General features: G+C 48.3%; 17 protein-coding genes. 11 read left to right on the top strand and 6 right to left on the bottom strand.

What is annotated here, in order from left to right; all coding sequences use genetic code 11:
• Nucleotides 1-6: 6 nt before the first annotated feature.
• Nucleotides 7-315 (bottom strand): hypothetical protein, encoded by a 309-nt coding sequence (locus ACO6UY_RS00660; protein ID WP_422488790.1) that lies wholly within the window; start codon nucleotides 313-315, stop codon nucleotides 7-9.
• Nucleotides 316-453: 138 nt separating this feature from the next.
• Here ACO6UY_RS00660 and thrH point away from each other — a divergent pair, with 138 nt between their 5' ends.
• Nucleotides 454-1,056, top strand: a complete 603-nt coding sequence (thrH, locus tag ACO6UY_RS00655; RefSeq protein WP_269674403.1) for a bifunctional phosphoserine phosphatase/homoserine phosphotransferase ThrH — start codon at nucleotides 454-456, stop codon at nucleotides 1,054-1,056.
• A 63-nt stretch (nucleotides 1,057-1,119) separates the two neighbouring features.
• Here the strand turns inward: thrH and ACO6UY_RS00650 are convergent, their stop codons facing one another.
• Complete coding sequence (locus tag ACO6UY_RS00650) at nucleotides 1,120-1,329, bottom strand: hypothetical protein (protein WP_422459076.1); 210 nt, start codon at nucleotides 1,327-1,329, stop codon at nucleotides 1,120-1,122.
• Between the two features lie 85 nt (nucleotides 1,330-1,414).
• Here ACO6UY_RS00650 and ACO6UY_RS00645 point away from each other — a divergent pair, with 85 nt between their 5' ends.
• Nucleotides 1,415-1,573, top strand: coding sequence for an IS66 family transposase (locus tag ACO6UY_RS00645; RefSeq protein ID WP_422446131.1), 159 nt, complete (start codon nucleotides 1,415-1,417; stop codon nucleotides 1,571-1,573).
• 75 nt (nucleotides 1,574-1,648) lie between these two features.
• Here ACO6UY_RS00645 and ACO6UY_RS00640 read toward each other — a convergent pair whose 3' ends face one another.
• Entirely contained in the window at nucleotides 1,649-3,184 is a 1,536-nt protein-coding gene (locus ACO6UY_RS00640; RefSeq protein ID WP_422488789.1) for a hypothetical protein, read from the bottom strand.
• Nucleotides 3,185-3,734: 550 nt separating this feature from the next.
• Here ACO6UY_RS00640 and ACO6UY_RS00635 point away from each other — a divergent pair.
• Nucleotides 3,735-5,759 carry a 3'-5' exonuclease gene (locus ACO6UY_RS00635; protein WP_422445004.1) on the top strand — a complete coding sequence of 675 codons (2,025 nt, stop codon included), beginning with the start codon at nucleotides 3,735-3,737 and terminating at the stop codon, nucleotides 5,757-5,759.
• Here the strand turns inward: ACO6UY_RS00635 and ACO6UY_RS00630 are convergent.
• A complete protein-coding gene (locus ACO6UY_RS00630; protein WP_422445002.1) occupies nucleotides 5,756-6,067 on the bottom strand; it encodes a hypothetical protein in 312 nt (103 codons plus the stop codon). The genes ACO6UY_RS00635 and ACO6UY_RS00630 overlap by 4 nt on opposite strands.
• Before the next feature lie 149 nt (nucleotides 6,068-6,216).
• Here ACO6UY_RS00630 and ACO6UY_RS00625 point away from each other — a divergent pair, with 149 nt between their 5' ends.
• Genes ACO6UY_RS00625 through tnpC form a run of 3 tightly spaced genes read left to right on the top strand, consistent with a single transcriptional unit; the run spans nucleotide 6,217 to nucleotide 7,819 of the window.
• A complete protein-coding gene (locus tag ACO6UY_RS00625) occupies nucleotides 6,217-6,489 on the top strand; it encodes a hypothetical protein (RefSeq protein ID WP_422445000.1) in 273 nt (90 codons plus the stop codon).
• Between the two features lie 16 nt (nucleotides 6,490-6,505).
• Nucleotides 6,506-6,874 carry a hypothetical protein gene (locus ACO6UY_RS00620; RefSeq protein ID WP_422444998.1) on the top strand — a complete coding sequence of 123 codons (369 nt, stop codon included), beginning with the start codon at nucleotides 6,506-6,508 and terminating at the stop codon, nucleotides 6,872-6,874.
• 12 nt (nucleotides 6,875-6,886) lie between these two features.
• Nucleotides 6,887-7,819, top strand: a complete 933-nt coding sequence (tnpC, locus tag ACO6UY_RS00615) for an IS66 family transposase (protein ID WP_422446129.1) — start codon at nucleotides 6,887-6,889, stop codon at nucleotides 7,817-7,819.
• Nucleotides 7,820-7,893: 74 nt separating this feature from the next.
• Here the strand turns inward: tnpC and ACO6UY_RS00610 are convergent, their stop codons facing one another.
• Complete coding sequence (locus ACO6UY_RS00610; protein ID WP_422444996.1) at nucleotides 7,894-8,082, bottom strand: hypothetical protein; 189 nt, start codon at nucleotides 8,080-8,082, stop codon at nucleotides 7,894-7,896.
• On the opposite strand from ACO6UY_RS00610, the gene ACO6UY_RS00605 reads away from it, so the two are divergent.
• Nucleotides 8,077-8,904, top strand: a complete 828-nt coding sequence (locus ACO6UY_RS00605; protein ID WP_422444994.1) for a hypothetical protein — start codon at nucleotides 8,077-8,079, stop codon at nucleotides 8,902-8,904. The two genes, ACO6UY_RS00610 and ACO6UY_RS00605, sit on opposite strands and share 6 nt — an antisense overlap.
• Before the next feature lie 8 nt (nucleotides 8,905-8,912).
• Here the strand turns inward: ACO6UY_RS00605 and pabB are convergent, their stop codons facing one another.
• Entirely contained in the window at nucleotides 8,913-10,313 is a 1,401-nt protein-coding gene (gene pabB, locus ACO6UY_RS00600) for an aminodeoxychorismate synthase component I (RefSeq protein ID WP_422444992.1), read from the bottom strand.
• Nucleotides 10,314-11,553: 1,240 nt separating this feature from the next.
• Here pabB and ACO6UY_RS00595 point away from each other — a divergent pair.
• The 4 genes from ACO6UY_RS00595 (at nucleotide 11,554) to prpF (ending at nucleotide 17,523) form a co-directional block, all read left to right on the top strand.
• The gene (locus tag ACO6UY_RS00595) at nucleotides 11,554-12,393 is read left to right on the top strand and encodes an isocitrate lyase/PEP mutase family protein (protein ID WP_422444988.1); all 840 of its coding nucleotides are present in this window, start codon (nucleotides 11,554-11,556) and stop codon (nucleotides 12,391-12,393) included.
• A gap of 28 nt (nucleotides 12,394-12,421) precedes the next feature.
• Entirely contained in the window at nucleotides 12,422-13,588 is a 1,167-nt protein-coding gene (prpC, locus tag ACO6UY_RS00590; protein ID WP_422444986.1) for a bifunctional 2-methylcitrate synthase/citrate synthase, read from the top strand.
• Between the two features lie 95 nt (nucleotides 13,589-13,683).
• Complete coding sequence (gene acnD / locus ACO6UY_RS00585) at nucleotides 13,684-16,287, top strand: Fe/S-dependent 2-methylisocitrate dehydratase AcnD (protein ID WP_422459084.1); 2,604 nt, start codon at nucleotides 13,684-13,686, stop codon at nucleotides 16,285-16,287.
• A gap of 66 nt (nucleotides 16,288-16,353) precedes the next feature.
• Nucleotides 16,354-17,523 carry a 2-methylaconitate cis-trans isomerase PrpF gene (prpF, locus tag ACO6UY_RS00580; protein ID WP_422488787.1) on the top strand — a complete coding sequence of 390 codons (1,170 nt, stop codon included), beginning with the start codon at nucleotides 16,354-16,356 and terminating at the stop codon, nucleotides 17,521-17,523.
• Nucleotides 17,524-17,663: the final 140 nt, after the last annotated feature.

The following is a 17,663-nucleotide window of genomic DNA, read 5'->3' as shown; positions in this document are numbered from 1 at the left end:
CTTGGTTCAAGCCGCTTTTTCCAGTACTTCCTTTACCAGCTTAAAATAGATAGTGTAAATCGCTGGCTCGCAGCCTTCTTCTTCAACAATGAAAAAAGGTGCTTTGTCTACCTGGTATAAATTTGCCAGTAAAGTACCTGTGCTGTCCGGGTCGCCATCAACGGCGGTGACGAATTGATCAATGCGATTGATATGACCTGAACTCTCCAGTCTTTCCTGCACTTCCTGGCATTTTTTGCAGAGGTTGCCATCGGCCATTATCTTTTTGACCATGGTGATTTTCATAATCCAGTTCTCCCGGGGGACGGTTTTCATTTGCCGGTGGTGGTTTATTGTAGCAGCGGCTATTTAGTCGATAATAGAATCAATATCTATATTTATAGGTGTTTATGCTATATTCTCATCCAGCCTGTCAGGCCGCAATAAGTCTAACCATCAAAGAGAGAATAACCAATGGATGTCGTCTGTCTTGACCTTGAAGGTGTACTGATTCCGGAAATCTGGATTGAATTTGCTACCCATACCGGTATTGACGAACTCAGGGCAACGACACGTGATATTCCCGATTACGATGAGCTGATGACCATGCGCTTATCCATACTGGATAAACATAAACTCGGGTTGAATGAAATTCAGGCAGTGATTTCCGGAATGAAGCCGCTGGAAGGCGCTGTGGATTTTGTCAACTGGCTGCGCAGTGAATTCCAGTTAATTATCCTGTCGGATACTTTTTATGAGTTTGCCGATCCATTTATGGTTCAGCTGGGTCGTCCGACACTGTTCTGCCATCGCCTGGAGGTAGCAGAATCAGGGAAGGTAACCGGCTATAAGTTAAGGCAGAAAGACCCGAAACGCGCATCGGTAAAAGCACTGAAAAGCCTCAATTACCGGGTTCTTGCTGCAGGTGACTCCTACAATGACACCACCATGCTCTCTGAAGCAGATGCCGGTTTTCTGTTCAAGGCACCCGATAACGTGATTGCGGAGTTTTCTCAATATCCCTCCATCACCAACTACGATGATCTGCGCACAGCTTTGCTTGCGGCACGGGGTTGAGGAATAGTGCGCACTTGATCAGGGACTGCTCAACGGGCCTCGGCCTGCAAAACCACAATCTGTTTAAAAAAACCATCCACCTCCTGACTCCAGCTCAGCAATTTCATGGCTAATGGTTTTCTGATCACAGCCCAGCACCTGAGATATATAACCAATACCGCCATGACCGAGCTTAATAGCTTCAATAGTGGCATAATGCCGACGATCCCTTTCATTGAGTGATCGATAGAAAGTTCTCATGCGTTTTTTTACTAATGAGGGGTATGTAGCCATAGTCACCTCCAGCAATGGTTCAAAGTATTGACCATTGTCTGAGAGGCGCAAATCAGGAAGTTATTTTTAGACTATTCCTTAGCCACTGCTTGATGACCTGCACCAGTGGCTACAGAAAAACGTCACCCGGCTGATACCGGATACTCTTACCCATAAGGCCATGAGCTATGCCCTGAACCAGTGGTCAAAACTGGTGGTTTACTGTGAAGACGGACACCTCAACAATAGGCCTGTGCCCATCTGAACCAAACTCTGACTGTCCATATGACTCTGGCGAGATTTCTTCATACATCAGATATAGCCTTGTGTAATTTCATATTCACCGTTCATCCCACTCCAAATCTTCTGCATAACCAAAATCAGGACTGGCATCAGATAGGTGGTCGTAATATTCCTGGTCACAATGATCGAACTCTGGCCCGAAATATATTGGCCCTGGGTCAAAGTATTCCTCTGCGAGAGTTTCATTTTCTGTATCTGAGCGCTGCGGGTCAGTCTTGTAGTCGGCCCCCTTACTGACGACTGGTGTAGTATTTAAGTCGGACTTGTTACTATCGCTAACTCTACAGAAGCAAGCTCCACATTCACAGATCAGGCCATTGCACTTACTGCACTTAGCATGAGAGTTTGAACTCAATGAAGTCTTGCACGCATAACAGTGCGTTTGACGATGCTTGTTAGATCTTGTTTGCAAGGTACTCTTGAAGCTGCTGCTCACCAGCCCTGCTGGAGTATGGTCGGAGCCATTGTAGTAACTGCTGCCAGTTCGGGTATGCACCTGTTTAGTTCTTGTCTTACTGAGTGAGATTTCCTTTCTGTTATCACGGCTGCTAAAAGATGCTGATATACTGACACTGGTTTTCTTTTTCTGATTTTCTGGCAGGTACCTGTTCTTCGGATCAAACAGGTATTTCAGTTTATTACCAGAAATATCATTTCCCAGTACCATGAATAATTTGTCCTCAATGGACGGAGCCAGCATTATTCTGGTAATCAAACCATCAGCGTGAAAAATATCGGTATTGTGGGTACAGGTTTTTGAAGCGTACAAAACTTCATACAAAGGAGAAGCATTTTCTCTGGTTCTAACCGACTGCAGTTTCCCTGCCCCAAGAGTATCATGATAAACAGCAACCATACCGACAGTCAGCATACTGACAGGAAAATCATTGCCGATATTTTTCAACAACTCTGATTTATAAACAGATGCTTTTGAAACAACAGAAGCAGCCTGTTTGCTTTCTTTTTGACTTGCTTTCTTTGTTGATGGTTTCTCTGATTCAGCTCCATATTCCGAGTTATAAGAGCTTGCAGTCTGCTTTGTCTGATTGGTGGATGTGACTTTTTCAACCTGAGACAAATTCTTATATTTTTCTTTCAGGTATTGGCTGCGAGCCCGACTTTCACGAACGCAACCGGGTATCGAGTCGCTTTCAATATTTACAGGTTTTGCGACTGTCTCAACTGATTCAGGCGCTGCAGTTTTGATTGAGATGCCATCTTTCTCAAGCTCAGTGCTGCTACCTTCAACCATAGTTACAGCTAACGAGTCAAGCTGACCTGCTGTGGCAATCGACTTCTTTTTATAAATATCTTTGTATTTTTCTTTTAGGTATTGGCTACGGGTACGACTTTCCCGAACACAGTCAGGTACAGATTCATCTTCAAAAGACGCAGTTTTTTGTACCGATACCCTCGGTTCAGGTATCACTACCCTGTTTGAAGGAGAACTTTTTCTGGTGACTGATGTTGCTGGTACAGCATCTTTGCTTTTCTGAGCTTCTTTTTTTTGGGGGGGGGACTGTCGATGCTGATTTTTTCTGCTTGCGAATCCTCTCAAAAATGATGCCGGCACAGAAAACAGCAGTGAAAATTAGAATCTCAAACACTCTGGCAATTACTCCGGATAAAGACCCAACAACCTAGGCCAAAGTGAACAACTTGACGTTTTACACTCATTTTCACTTTTGGCGGGCTTTAATAAAAAAAGAAGAAATCTGACAAAATCACTGCTATTTGTAAGTAAGTATAACGCCTTAATTTACGGAGTTCTGAGTAACCTGTTCATTGTTGGAAAGCAGGGATTTCATCATGGGTAAGTAACAAGGCATTAGTCAAGGTAAGTCTTACGGACTGACACAAGTAATGCTTACTTCTCACATCACTTGCAGCCGTAAATTCCACCATTTTCTTTAAAAGTCGTATGTCGTACAGTACCTGTCTCTATCATGCCCGAGTGTTTTCCCGTCATGGCCTGGCCTATTCTTTTCAATGAACAATACCATCACGATCTGAAAAAAATTCCACCCTCTGAACAGCATAAGGCTCAGCGCCACCTTGATACGATCTGCGCAAACCCATTTGCAAAGAACAATAACCTGAAGACTCTGACAGGTCGAAATGGCATGCACAGGGTTCGTCTGGGCGATTATCGTCTGCCATTCTTCATAAACCAAAAAGACAAAAACATTGTCTTACTGGCCTTCTTTAAGCGTACTGAAAACAGCTATCGAGTACTGGACAGTGTCTCAACTGTACCCGTCGGTGAACTGCCAAAAGAGCAGAAAGACGCAGTTCAACAGCCTCTTCCTGAAGGCCTATCTGTTCCACAGAAACCGCGCAAGAAGGTTTACACCGTTAAGAAGAGTAAGGTACTTCCTCAAACTCAGGTCTCTGAAAAAACACCAGAGGTTGATGATTTCTTCGAGATAGAAAAGTTCGAACTGGATTTGATCCATATTCCGGATGAATACCATCAAATCATTTTGGAAAATTCACGCCATAGTCTCTTTGCATCCGACAAGTTACCGGAAGATATCAATGCTCGGTTGCAGGACTATATAACCGCGCCGCAGCTCAATCATATAGGTAAGCTCTACAGTCTGGGGGCTACCCAGACTCTCAAGGATATAGCCCTACAGCCACTTGAGAACTTTCTTTTAAAACTTGATCGCAGGCAGCAGGAGATCATTGATAAGCCTCTCAATAGTGGATCTTTCAAAGTCACTGGAGGTCCGGGAACAGGAAAAACGCTGATTGCCTTGTATCGAATGAAGAAGCTGGTTGAGGAGCGAGCCACAGAGTTCTTATGGAGTACCGGCCAGAACATAGGGTTTATAACGTATACGCATTCGCTGGTTAAAACGAACAAGTTACTGTTTGATGCTATTCACCCAGGCAATATGGAAGGTATTAATTTATCGTTCACGACCTTTGATCGTAATATTTATGTACTTTTTCAAAGCCTATGTGCCATCAGAAAAGTACGGGAACCTGTTATTCCAAACGGTTTGGTTCATTTTTTTAAAAATAAAATATCTGTCTGTTTTTCTCAAGACCCTAGTCTGGATGTTGCTGTCGTCACCAGCCTGGATGAAACCAAAGGACTGGACTTTGTTTATGACGAAATTGAAGGAGTAATTGAAGCAAACAACCTAAAGACAGAAGCAGAGTATCTGGCTTTTAAGCGCGTGGGCAGGAAAACACCGTTACTCCGATCTGCCAGAGCCAAAATATGGCAGGTTTATGCAGTGTATGAAGAACTACTAAAACAATATAACTACACCTCTTTCAGTCGTAAAAGGCTTGAAGTTCTCAGAGCGTTTGAAGAAGGGCTCAACATTATGCCTGAGAGGTTCAATGCATTATTTATTGATGAAGCGCAGGATCTTTCTGTTGTCAGCTTGCGAATTCTGATGCATATGTTGGATGATCCAGGTTTTGTGATGCTTTGCCTCGATGGGGGGCAATCCATTTATAGCAAATCTCCGGTAGGGACAAATGTGCATAAGAATTTTCGATTCAATAGAGCTAATAGTCACACACTGAAAAACTCTTATCGTATGACTCGCCAGATCCTGACTGCGTTGGCACCGCTGAGAAATGAAACCATGAGTCGCCCAGAGGACAGAACGGGCTTGTCTGACGCAGTTGTTGAAGGTGACAAACCGAGCTTGATCAAGCGACCATTGGAGGAACACCCTGAAGTTGTTGTTGAAATTGTGATGGACCAAGTCACTTCCGGCGTTAACGCCAACCAGATTGGCATTATCACGAAAGACTGGGACTCGGCAGCAAAATACTGCCGACTGTTAAATGCGGAAGGCCTTCAGGCTGAAGTGTTTAATAAACAACAGGGGCTGGTTCTGAGAGATGGATGCGTAAACATTATTACAGCGCACTCTGCCAAAGGGCTTGAGTTTCCCTTTGTCATTGTTCCGGATATTTCAAGTCACAGCTACCCGGACATCCGTAAAATCGATAATGCCAAAGATAAGGGCGACGAAGAAGAAGTACGTTTAATGGAGCAGCGGTTACTCTATGTGGCATTATCCAGAGCCTGCCGAAAGCTCTGGGTCATTGAAGACACTGATAATCCTTGTGAGTTTCTTGCCAGTACACATTCACAGCACTGGCAGGTTGGTGATTAGGTGTTTTTTAATCGGTTGGCCAGAACAGCTAACTGGTCATGCTGTTCTTTAATGCCATAAAGAGCCGATGATCTTATGATCTGGTTTAAGGCTTTCAGTTCTTCCATGATTTTGATGGTGCAGGCTTCAACCTCTGCACCATAGCGTGCAGCACACTCTTTCAACTGCCTGTTTTGAGCTTCCAGCCTTTCATAAGTGATTACCGTTGAGTCATCTGGCTCAGAAATATTGCTCAGGTGATTTTCCCAAGCTTCAGCATCACTGGGACAAACACCCATGGCGTCCATGTAATCAGTTAGATCTGACATAATTTACAACTTCTACGTAACCATTCGCTAAATCAATTATTCAAGCATAAATAGCCCTGCTCAGCTATCCTTGATAGGTTCTTGAAATCATTAAGCCTGAATGCACTTCAGAACAATCCTGTACTCCTTTCAGCCTTGTTCAAGTCACTTTGACTAGGCAGGAGTTCATTGAACTCAAATGGCAGGTCAACCACTACCGGGGTCTGTGGAAACGGACCCGGGTTCGTGAGCAGGAATTACTGGACACCATTGCCTTGATGAAAAAGGATAATAAGGCTGAAGTCGATCAACTCAAGGCGACCATCAAAGAACGCGATTCTCAGCTGAGTCATATGAAACACATGGTCTTTGGCCGTTCTACTGAAAAGAAAAATCGCTCAAAACCCAGTCAGGAAAAGCAAAGCAAAAATACCACACGATAACCGACGACTCGTAAGCGTGGCCAGCAACCTGGTTCCCCAAGCCATGGTCGGAGAAAACATGAGAACGCCGGTGGTTGATCAGGGCGTTGACCTACCCGATAACGAGAAGTGTTGTGCCATCTGTCGCTTGCCCTTCGACCCGTTTCCTGGCTGTGATCATTGTGATGTTGTAGAAATTGAGGTCAGGCCACACAAGAGGCGTTACCATCGCAAGCGATATCGCAAGACTTGCCAATGTCCTGAAACACCCGCAATTATCACCGCCCCATCTCCAGCACGTTTGATTAACAGAGGAACATTGGGAGTTTCTGTCTGGGTTGATTTAATTATCAACAAATATGCTTTTGTTATTCCGGTTAACAGACAGCTTCAGTCGTACAAATAGCATGGGCTCGATCTGGCTGCAGGAACCACTACTTCGGGAATACAAACACTGCCTGCTCTCATAGAACCGGTCGTGGAAGCTTGCAGAGAGCGGGTTTGCCACAGTGATCGAATGCATGCCGATGAAACCCGATGGTTGCAGTGGTGTGATGATTCAGAGGGCAGCCAGAAACATTGGCTCTGGGTATTTGTTTCCGATGAGGCAGCCTACTTCAGCATCAGTAATAGTCGCGCTGTCTCTGTCCCTGAATCAGTTATTGGAGATAGCGAGGGAACCCTTGTCTGCGACCGGTATTCTGCCTACAAGAAACTGGCCAAAGACCATCCATTGATTGTTCTGGCCTTCTGCTGGGCTCATGTCAGGCGAGACTTTATTGCTGCCAGTCGTGGTGACCCGGATTTGGAAAAATGGAGCATTGCCTGGGTAGATAGAATTGCTCGTTTATATTATTTAAACGAGCAACGACTTCTTGTACGGGAAGACCCAAAGCAGTGGCCGACCCGCCAGTTGAGACTGGAAAAACATGTTGAACGCATAGCCTCTCAGCGAGATAAAGAACTGGTACGACCACGGCTGGCTGAAAAAGCGCAAAAGATACTTGAGAGCCTTGTGAACCATTGGGAAGGGCTCTGCCGGTTTATTCAAAATCCGGAAATTCCGATGGATAACAATATTGCTGAACAGACGTTGCGAGGTCTCGTGGTTGGCCGGAAAAACTACTACGGCAGCGGGAGCGACTGGAGTATGGAGCTGGCGGCCTGGTTCTTTACGGTGCTGACAAGCCTGAAGATCTGGAAGATCAATCAGAAGCTGTGGTTGAAGGGCTATCTTGAGGCTTGCATTGCTAATGACCGGAAGCCACCAGAAGATTTAAGCCAGTGGCTACCTTGGCAGATGGATGAAAGTCGTCTCAAAGAATTGCGAATCCATGACCCACCTGGCTGAAAAAAGCTCATCCAAATCCGTAGCCCTTATAAGGCAGGTATTCCTTACCAGTCTGGTAAGCTGGTTTGGTGGGTTCACTGAATAGTTACCGTAAAATTTTGCAGGCTGGGGGCCTCAACGGTGGCACCGTCCAGCATAATTTGGTCAACGGAACCATCGTTGATAACGTTACCACCGTCGGTGGCACCTTCATTCAGCTGAATGGTGTCGTTGATCTCACAACCCACCGTATTATGAATATCCCTATCTGATATTGAATGCATGAAACAAACTTAAGAAATATCGTTTCCGTTCTCGTAGCCTGTTTGATTTTTGGCTGTGAGACTCGCCAGCAAATTCCTGAAGTCAGCCCGGATGCGTTTCGCCAGGGGTTGATTGCCACCATTTATGATCAGTTCTATTGGCCGGTTTACACCCTGGCTCCGTCACAGCCGTTGAGCGACACATTACGCATCTATATTGAAGGGGATGGCCGGGCATGGTTGAGATCTAACCGTCCATCCTTGGATCCTACGCCGACGAATCGACTGGTTCATCACTTGATGCTGAAAGATGCATCACCGGATATTGCTTATCTCGGACAACCTTGCCAGTACAAGATGAATGGCCACTGCAATAGCAGGGTATGGACGTTTGGGCGTTACAGCAAAAAGGTGGTTGAGACTATGAACTCTGTGGTGTCATCCCTTAAAGAAAACGGCGGTTACCGTCAGCTTGAACTGATCGGTTACTCCGGAGGCGGAAGCATTGCTCTACTGCTGGCCGCTAACAGGAACGATGTGATTTCTGTCAGAACCGTAGCGGGTAATCTTGCTCCCCGCTACCTTAATCACTATCACGGTGTTTCAGACATGCCGACAGCTCTGAATCCTGAGTCTTTTAGCAGTCATTTATCCGATATCCCCCAAATTCATTTTGTCGGGTCCAGAGATGATATTGTTCCTGTTGAGGTCAGTCAGCATTATGCCCGGACATTGGCAGATCAATCCTGCATTAATATCCTTCAGATAGAAGCGGATCATCTGATCGGCTGGATCAGGCAGTGGCCAGAACTTTTAAGCACACCGCCTGAGTGTATCCGCTAAGAACTCTGTTACAGAAACCTTTCCAGAGTACTCATCAGATTTTTTACTTTAGTTATGGACTCCTGGTATTCCGATTCACAGTCAGAGTCAGCAACAATCGCCCCACCTCCCCAGCAGTGTAATTCGCCATCTTTGGCCAGAATCGTCCGTATGGTGATACTGGTATCCATATTGCCATCACAGCTGATATAGCCGATGGAGCCACAGTAAACAGTGCGGGCTACCGGTTCCAGCTCCCTGATAATCTCCATGGATCGTATTTTTGGCGCTCCGGTAATCGAACCGCCGGGGAATGTGCTTCCCAGCAGGTCAAATGCATCATAATCGTCCATCAGTTGGCCTTTCACTGTACTGACCAGGTGATGCACGTTGGCATAACTTTCCAAGGCAAATAATCGGGGTACTGACACGGTACCTGTCTTGCAGACCTTACCAAGATCGTTTCTCAGCAGATCGACAATCATCAGGTTTTCCGATTGATCCTTCTGGCTATGTTGTAGCTCCTCAGCAATGGCACGGTCTTCTTCAGGAGAGTGGCCCCTGGGACGGGTACCCTTGATGGGCTTGGTGGCAACATGACCGTTTTTCAGCCGGATAAACTGCTCCGGAGAATGGCTGAGAATGCTCAGGTCAGGACGCGAAATAAACGCAGAGTAGGGCGCTTTGGTGATGGTTCTGAGCTTTTTAAATGCTTCCCAGGAATCGCCGCTATAGGGCGCAGTAAAACGCTGGGTAAGATTCACCTCATAGCAATCTCCCGCCACAATATAGTCCTGAATTTGCTGAAATGCACACTGGTATTCAGCCGGGGTTTGTGTCGGGGTGAACCTGTCGAGCAGTTTGAATGGTGAACGGTCTGACTTCCTGACTTTATGGTCAATAGCTTGCAGAATTTCAGTTTTCAATGATTCGGGTATATCAGGATGAAACACCAGACAGGCCCGTCGTTCCTTATGATCACAGATCAGCGCCCACTGATAGAGCCCGACGGACATCAGCGGTGTTGAACTGTCTCGATGGGCTATTCGGTCCGGCTCAAGGTGTTCACACAGTTCATATCCCCAGTAACCAACCATGCCACCAACAAAAGGCAAGCCGGCATTGTCGACTTTGCTCATGGCATTAAGCCGTTTTGGCAATGGCGAAAAAGGTTCAGCTCCAGAAACAGTTTCTGTTTTTTGTTGAATAAGATCTTCAATCATCAAATCACCTTCCGGGGTGAAGGTGAAGTGCATTTCTGGAGCTGCAGTCATAATGTCATAACGGCTGGAATGATCTTTATAGACTGCCTGCTTTCCATCGAATACCGAGCTATCCAGAAAACAGGGATAAGGGAGGTGAATAAAATGTTCAAAGTAGAGACTGGTATCGTCTTTATATTCCAGTTCCAGAATTGTCAGCGTCTTCATACAGGTGTCCGAACAAAACAGTCGGCATTTTAACTGGAGCCGGGGCACTATGCCATCGTCTACAATCCACGAACCAGCCATCAAGTGCTAATTATCATCAGATATTGCGATCGCGATGGTTAGCTGTATAACTTCCCTGAGAACAATTGCACTTAAAACCGTAGATAGTATCTCAACTGATAAAGTAACCATCAACCCCGGCAGCCTTGATGTAGTAGCAGTAACATCAAAGCCGATGGGGACATCATCTCATCTCTCAGTCGGGAGTGTTTGAAGATGTAGAATTAGGATTAGAAGATGTTGGCACTATAGTAGTTGATGGAGATAGCGAGAGAGATTGTTTAGTACTTGCCAAGGGTTTATGGGGGATTGTTGTGCTGGCGGAAGGCTGCTGGGGGGCGTTGTTGGAAGTTGTAGGTGGTGTTGTTCCCTGAGGATAAGTGCGTGCTGGCGACGTAGCTGTTTGAGGTGCCCAGGGAGTGCTTGGAGTAGTTACTTCGGTATTAGGGGGGCATGATATGCATCTGGTTATAAATGACTCGGGGGTGCTGCTGACAGTTCTAGTTGGAGCCCCACGGGTATCGAAACCCTGAGTATTTCCAAGTCCAGACACGGACGTACTGGCACTTAATTGCTTACCGCCCGTCAATCGAAGCCCTAGCCCTAATGCCACGCCTCCGATAATGACCACACCGAGACCAATAACGCAACACCTTCCATTGCTGGTATTAACAGATCCTTCTGTATTTTCACTTGATGCTTTTTGATCCTCGTTTAGAGGTTGCATAGGTATTGATGCATAAGATGCATTTTTTATCGTTGTATCCAAGATATGACTCCTTAGCGTTAATTAGAGTTAATTAGAGTTAACTTCAGTTCCGTGCGATCAACAAGGAACACTCAAACAGTTTTCAGTCTGACTCTTCTCGCCGTTACCGGCCATCAAGAGCAGAGTGTGTTGAAACTCTCCTGCGGCGCAAGAATAGCCTTTTATTTCAACACAATGCAGCTTTTCTGAGATGTTTTTTGAATAAGCGATTGTGATCTATATGTCACTGATTTAGTTATATGTTGTTTTCAATGCAGGTAGAAGTGCTGAGTAAAGTTCGGTATAAATATCTCGGTTTAAAATATTGTCAAACATGTTCTTTGGTGTCTATGACGTCGACAGGGTCCGCAACATAGATAATGCTGTTGTTAACACTCTTTATATCAAGAATTAAGAATCAGAGGTAACGCCATGAATCAAAAGAATAATGCCTTGAGTCGATTGATCGCTGAGCAGGGCATTGTCACCGCTCCCGGTGTTTACGATGGTATTTCGGCCCGGCTCGGTGAAGAAGCCGGTTTCTCAGCGTTATACGCCAGTGGTGGTGCCATTGCCCGCAGCACCGGTGTGCCTGATATTGGTCTGCTGACACTGACGGAAGTGGTTGACCGGGTTCGTCAGATCGTGGCAGCCACCTCTCTGCCAGTCATTGCGGATGCGGATACCGGTTTTGGCAATGAGGTGAATGTCAAACGCACTGTGGAGCTTTTTGCCAATGCGGGCGTCAGTGCTTTTCATCTGGAAGACCAGGAGTTTCCCAAGCGCTGCGGGCATCTGGACGGCAAGTCTCTGGTATCTGTTGACGAGATGTGTAAGAAAGTCTCGGTGGCCAGAAAGTATGCCGACGATGTCACCGTGATTGCCCGTACTGATGCTATTGCCGTTACCGGTTTTGACGATGCTTTGGATCGTGCCAGGGCTTATGTCGAAGCAGGGGCGGATATGCTGTTTGTTGAGGCACCACAGACCATTGGGCAGATTGAAGCCATTGCCAAACAGGCTCCCGGTCCCAAGCTGATTAATATGTTCTACAGCGGTAAAACACCACTGGTACCTACTGAAGACCTGAAAGCGATGGGCTATCAGCTGATCATTATTCCTTCTGACCTGCAGCGGGCTGCAGTGACCGCGATGCGGGAAGTATTGGAGGTGATCAGGCGTGACGGTAACAGTGGCGCTATCGCCGATGGCATGATGACCTTCCAGGAGCGTGAACAGCTGGTGAGAACCAAAGAGTTCCTTAACCCATAAAACGAAATAAAAAAAACGGAGAAGTATTATGTCGACGAACTCTGGGACAGAAAAAAAATCGAACTCTGGGGCTGAAAAAAAAATAAGTGGTGCTGGTCTGCGTGGTCAGTCAGCCGGTGAAACCGCGCTCTGTACCGTTGGCAAAACCGGTTCGGGCCTCACTTACCGTGGTTACGATATCAAAGAGCTGGCCGACAATGCCCAGTTTGAAGAAGTCGCGTATCTTCTGCTTTATGGCAAACTGCCAAACCAGGCTGAACTGGACGCCTACAAAACCAGACTGAAAGGCCTTCGCTCTCTGCCCGATGCTCTGAAAACGGTACTCGAACAGATTCCTGCGGAAGCTCACCCAATGGATGTAATGCGTACCGGTTGTTCAATGCTGGGTAACCTGGAAACCGAACAGGATTTCTCACAGCAGAACGATCATATTGACCGCATGCTGGCCATTTTCCCCGGCATGATCAACTACTGGTACAACTTCAGCCACAACGGTGTTCGGGTCGATGTTGATACCGATGCTGACTCCATCGCCGAGCAGTTTCTCTGGACTCTGCACAACAAAAAGCCTGAGCCACTCCATGTTCAGGTGATGCACGCTTCCCTGGTGCTTTATGCCGAGCATGAGTTCAATGCTTCAACCTTTACCGGTCGTGTTTGTGCTTCCACCCTTTCTGATATTCACAGCTGTGTGACCGGTGCCATCGGTTCATTGCGTGGCCCGCTCCACGGCGGCGCTAACGAAGCGGCTATGGCAATGATCGAGAACTGGCGCTCCCCAGAGGAGGCCGAAGAGAAGATCATGGGCATGCTGGCCCGCAAGGATAAGATTATGGGCTTTGGCCATGCCATTTATCGTGAGTCTGATCCCCGTAATGCCATCATCAAACAGTGGTCGCGGAAGTTGTCTGAGCAGGTGGGCGATCAGTATCTTTATGCCGTTTCCGAGCGTGTTGAGGCGGTCATGTGGCGGGAGAAAAAGTTGTTCTGTAATGCCGACTTCTTCCACGCTTCGGCCTACAACTTTATGGGTATTCCTACCAGGTTGTTTACCCCGATCTTTGTTTGTTCGCGGGTGGCTGGCTGGACCGCTCACGTTATGGAGCAGCGTGCTAACAACCGCATTATCCGACCATCTGCCGACTACACCGGACCGGAAAGCGCAGAATGGGTGGCTATTGAAGATCGCGATTAACCACAAAGACCACCAGAGAAAAAAGCTGTCTTTGTGTTCTTTGTGGTCTGCGTAGTTTATAAAAACAAATTATTTGCCCGGTGGACGTTCGACGTATGAACACTGATTTTCGTAAACCCTTACCCGGCACCCAGCTGGACTATTATGATACCCGTGCAGCCGTGGAAGCGATTCAGCCGGGCACCTATAACACCTTACCCTATACCGCCAGAGTGCTGGCCGAGCAGCTGGTTCGCCGCTGTGACCCGGCTACTCTGACTGACTCCCTGAAGCAGATCATTGAGCGTAAGCGTGACCTGGATTTCCCCTGGTATCCGGCCCGTGTTGTCTGCCATGACATTCTTGGCCAGACCGCCCTGGTGGATCTTGCCGGATTGCGAGACGCTATTGCCGGGCAGGGCGGTGATCCTGCCAGGGTTAACCCGGTTGTGCCAACCCAGTTGATTGTTGACCACTCTCTGGCCGTTGAATATGGCGGTTTTGATCCGGAGGCATTGGCAAAGAACCGGGCTATTGAAGATCGTCGCAATGAAGACCGTTTCCACTTTATCGAGTGGAGCAAAACCGCCTTTGAGAATGTTGATGTGATTCCTGCGGGTAATGGCATCATGCATCAGATCAACCTGGAGAAAATGTCTCCGGTTATCCAGGCCCGCGATGGTGTCGCCTATCCTGATACCTGTGTCGGTACCGACAGCCATACGCCCCATGTCGATGCCCTTGGCGTTATCGCAATTGGTGTTGGTGGCCTGGAAGCGGAAACGGTGATGCTGGGCCGTCCTTCCATGATGCGCCTTCCTGATATCGTCGGTGTTGAGCTGACAGGGCAGCGTCAGCCGGGCATTACCGCCACCGACATCGTGTTGGCCCTGACTGAATTCCTGAGAAATGAGCGTGTGGTTTCATCTTATTTGGAGTTCTTTGGCGAGGGGGCTGCCAATCTTACCATTGGTGATCGTGCCACCATTGCCAATATGACCCCGGAGTTTGGTGCTTCCGCCGGGATGTTCTATATCGATGAACAGACCATTGATTATCTTAAGTTGACCGGTCGGGAACCTGAGCAGGTGGCCCTGGTGGAGAATTACGCCAAAACCACCGGGCTATGGGCTGATGATCTGAAAACCGCTGACTATGAGCGAGTGCTGACCTTTGATCTCTCTGCGGTTTGCCGAAATATGGCAGGGCCATCCAACCCACACCGTCGTTTGCCGACCTCTGAGCTGGCAAGTCGTGGCGTTGCAGGGCCTTATAAAAAAGAAGATGAGCAAGAAGGCTTAATGCCTGATGGTGCCATCATCATTGCGGCTATCACCAGCTGTACCAATACCAGTAATCCCCGTAACGTGGTTGCCGCCGGTCTGGTGGCCCGAAAGGCTAATGAGCTGGGGCTTGTCCGGAAACCCTGGGTGAAGTCATCTTTCGCACCAGGTTCCAAAGTCGCCAGGCTCTATCTTGAGGAAGCAGGTCTTCTTTCTGAAATGGAGAAACTGGGCTTTGGCATTGTCGCCTACGCCTGTACCACCTGTAACGGTATGAGTGGGGCTCTTGATCCGGAAATTCAACAGGAAGTCATAGATCGGGATCTTTATGCAACGGCCGTTCTCTCTGGCAACCGTAACTTTGATGGACGGATTCATCCCTACGCCAGGCAGGCCTTCCTCGCCTCGCCACCGTTGGTGGTGGCTTATGCTATTGCCGGTACGGTGCGCTTTGATATTGAAAAGGATGCATTGGGTACTGATCAGGATGGCAACCCCATCACCTTGAAAGACATCTGGCCCAGCGATGAAGAGATTGATGCCATTGTTGCTGAATCCGTAAAACCAGAGCAGTTTAACCAGGTTTATATTCCCATGTTTGATCTGGGCAAGGCGGAGCAGGCCGAAAGTCCTCTCTACCACTGGCGCTCCATGAGTACCTACATTCGCCGTCCTCCCTATTGGGAAGGGGCTCTGGCTGGTGAGCGCACCCTGAAAGGCATGCGCCCTCTGGCGATTCTGGGCGATAACATCACCACCGATCACCTGTCGCCTTCCAATGCGATTCTGGCCAGCAGTGCGGCGGGGGAATATCTGGCGAAAATGGGGCTGCCGGAAGAAGACTTTAACTCCTATGCCACCCACCGTGGTGACCATCTGACCGCGCAACGGGCCACCTTTGCCAACCCAAAGCTGCTCAATGAGATGTGTCTGGATGCTAATGGCGAAGTCAGGCAGGGCTCTTTGGCCAGAATTGAGCCCGAAGGCAAAGAAACACGGATGTGGGAAGCCATTGAGACCTATATGGAGCGTCGCCAGCCGCTGATTATTGTAGCCGGTGCGGATTATGGGCAGGGATCATCCCGTGACTGGGCTGCCAAAGGGGTTCGGCTTGCCGGTGTGGAGGCCATTGTGGCAGAAGGGTTCGAGCGTATTCACCGGACTAACCTGGTGGGTATGGGTGTGCTGCCTCTGGAATTCAAGGCTGGCACAACCCGCAAGACACTGGGTCTTGATGGCAGCGAAACCTACGATGTTATCGGTGAGCGGACGCCCGGAGCAACACTGAGCCTGTTGATTCACCGTACCAGCGGAGAAGCTGTTGAGGTCCCGGTAACCTGTCGCCTGGATACCGCTGAAGAAGTATCCGTATACGATGCCGGTGGTGTACTGCAACGTTTTGCCAGGGACTTCCTGGAATCCGAAGCAGCTGCCTGACGGCTCTCACGCTGGCCCTTGATCAGGGCCAGCACAACAATCCTATAACAGAAGGAGCTGTTCTCCATGGCTCATCCTCCACAAATCAAGGTTCCTGCTACTTATATGCGAGGCGGAACCAGCAAGGGCGTTTTTTTTAATCTCACCGATCTTCCGCCAGCTGCACAGGTTCCGGGTAAGGCCCGTGATGCTCTGCTTCTTCGAGTGATTGGCAGTCCGGACCCCTATGGTAAGCAAATTGATGGTATGGGTGGTGCCACGTCCAGTACCAGCAAAACGGTGATCCTGTTGCAAAGCAGCCAGCCAGACCATGATGTCGATTATCTTTTTGGTCAGGTAGCCATTGATCAACCTGTCGTGGACTGGAGTGGTAACTGCGGCAACCTGACTGCAGCTGTCGGGGCCTTTGCCATCAGCAGCGGTCTGGTTGATAAGCAACGGATACCCGACAATGGCATCGCAACGGTAAGGATCTGGCAGGCCAATATCAAAAAAACCATTATTGCCCATGTGCCAATGACCAATGGTGCGGTTCAGGAAACGGGTGATTTTGTCCTGGACGGTGTGACTTTCCCGGCGGCCGAGGTTCAGGTTGAGTTTCTTGATCCTGCTGATGGTGAAGGTGCCATGTTCCCGACAGGCCACCTGGTGGATGATCTTGAAGTACCCGGCGTTGGGACGTTAAAGGCAACCCTGATCAATGCCGGCATTCCCACCATTTTTATCAATGCAGCAGACATTGGTTACCAGGGGACTGAACTACAGGAAGTGATCAACGGCGATAAGCAGGCACTGGCCATGTTTGAGAACATTCGGGCTTATGGCGCACTGCAGATGGGGTTGATCAGCAGCCTGGAAGAAGCCGCAACCCGACAGCATACGCCGAAAGTTGCTTTTGTTGCTGAACCGAAAAGTTACCTCTCATCCAGCGGCAAGGAGGTCTCTGAAGATGAGATCGATCTGCTGGTCAGGGCACTCTCCATGGGAAAACTGCATCATGCCATGATGGGCACCGCTGCCGTGGCCATTGGTACAGCGGCTGCCATTCCGGGCACCCTGGTTAACCTGGCTGCCGGTGGTGAACGAAACCCGGTCCGTTTTGGCCACCCCTCGGGTACCTTGAAAGTGGGGGCAGAAGCAGTGCTGAATAATGGGCAATGGTCAGTGACCAAAGCCATTATGAGCCGCAGTGCCAGGGTTTTGATGGAGGGTTGGGTTTGCTTGCCCGTCGAATGAAACTGCGGGGAAATCAGTTCTAGTGCATGGTTTCAATGAGTTTGAAGTGTACAATCTCCGTTCACCCTGAGCGGAGTCGAAGGGTGCTTGGCACGATCTATCAGAGTCCGGAGTTTCCGCCCTTCGACAGGCTCAGGACG

It is taken from the genome of Endozoicomonas sp. ALE010, assembly GCF_049310165.1.
Classification (GTDB): Bacteria; Pseudomonadota; Gammaproteobacteria; order Pseudomonadales; family Endozoicomonadaceae; genus Endozoicomonas.
This window is presented reverse-complemented; position numbering and strand designations above follow the sequence as displayed.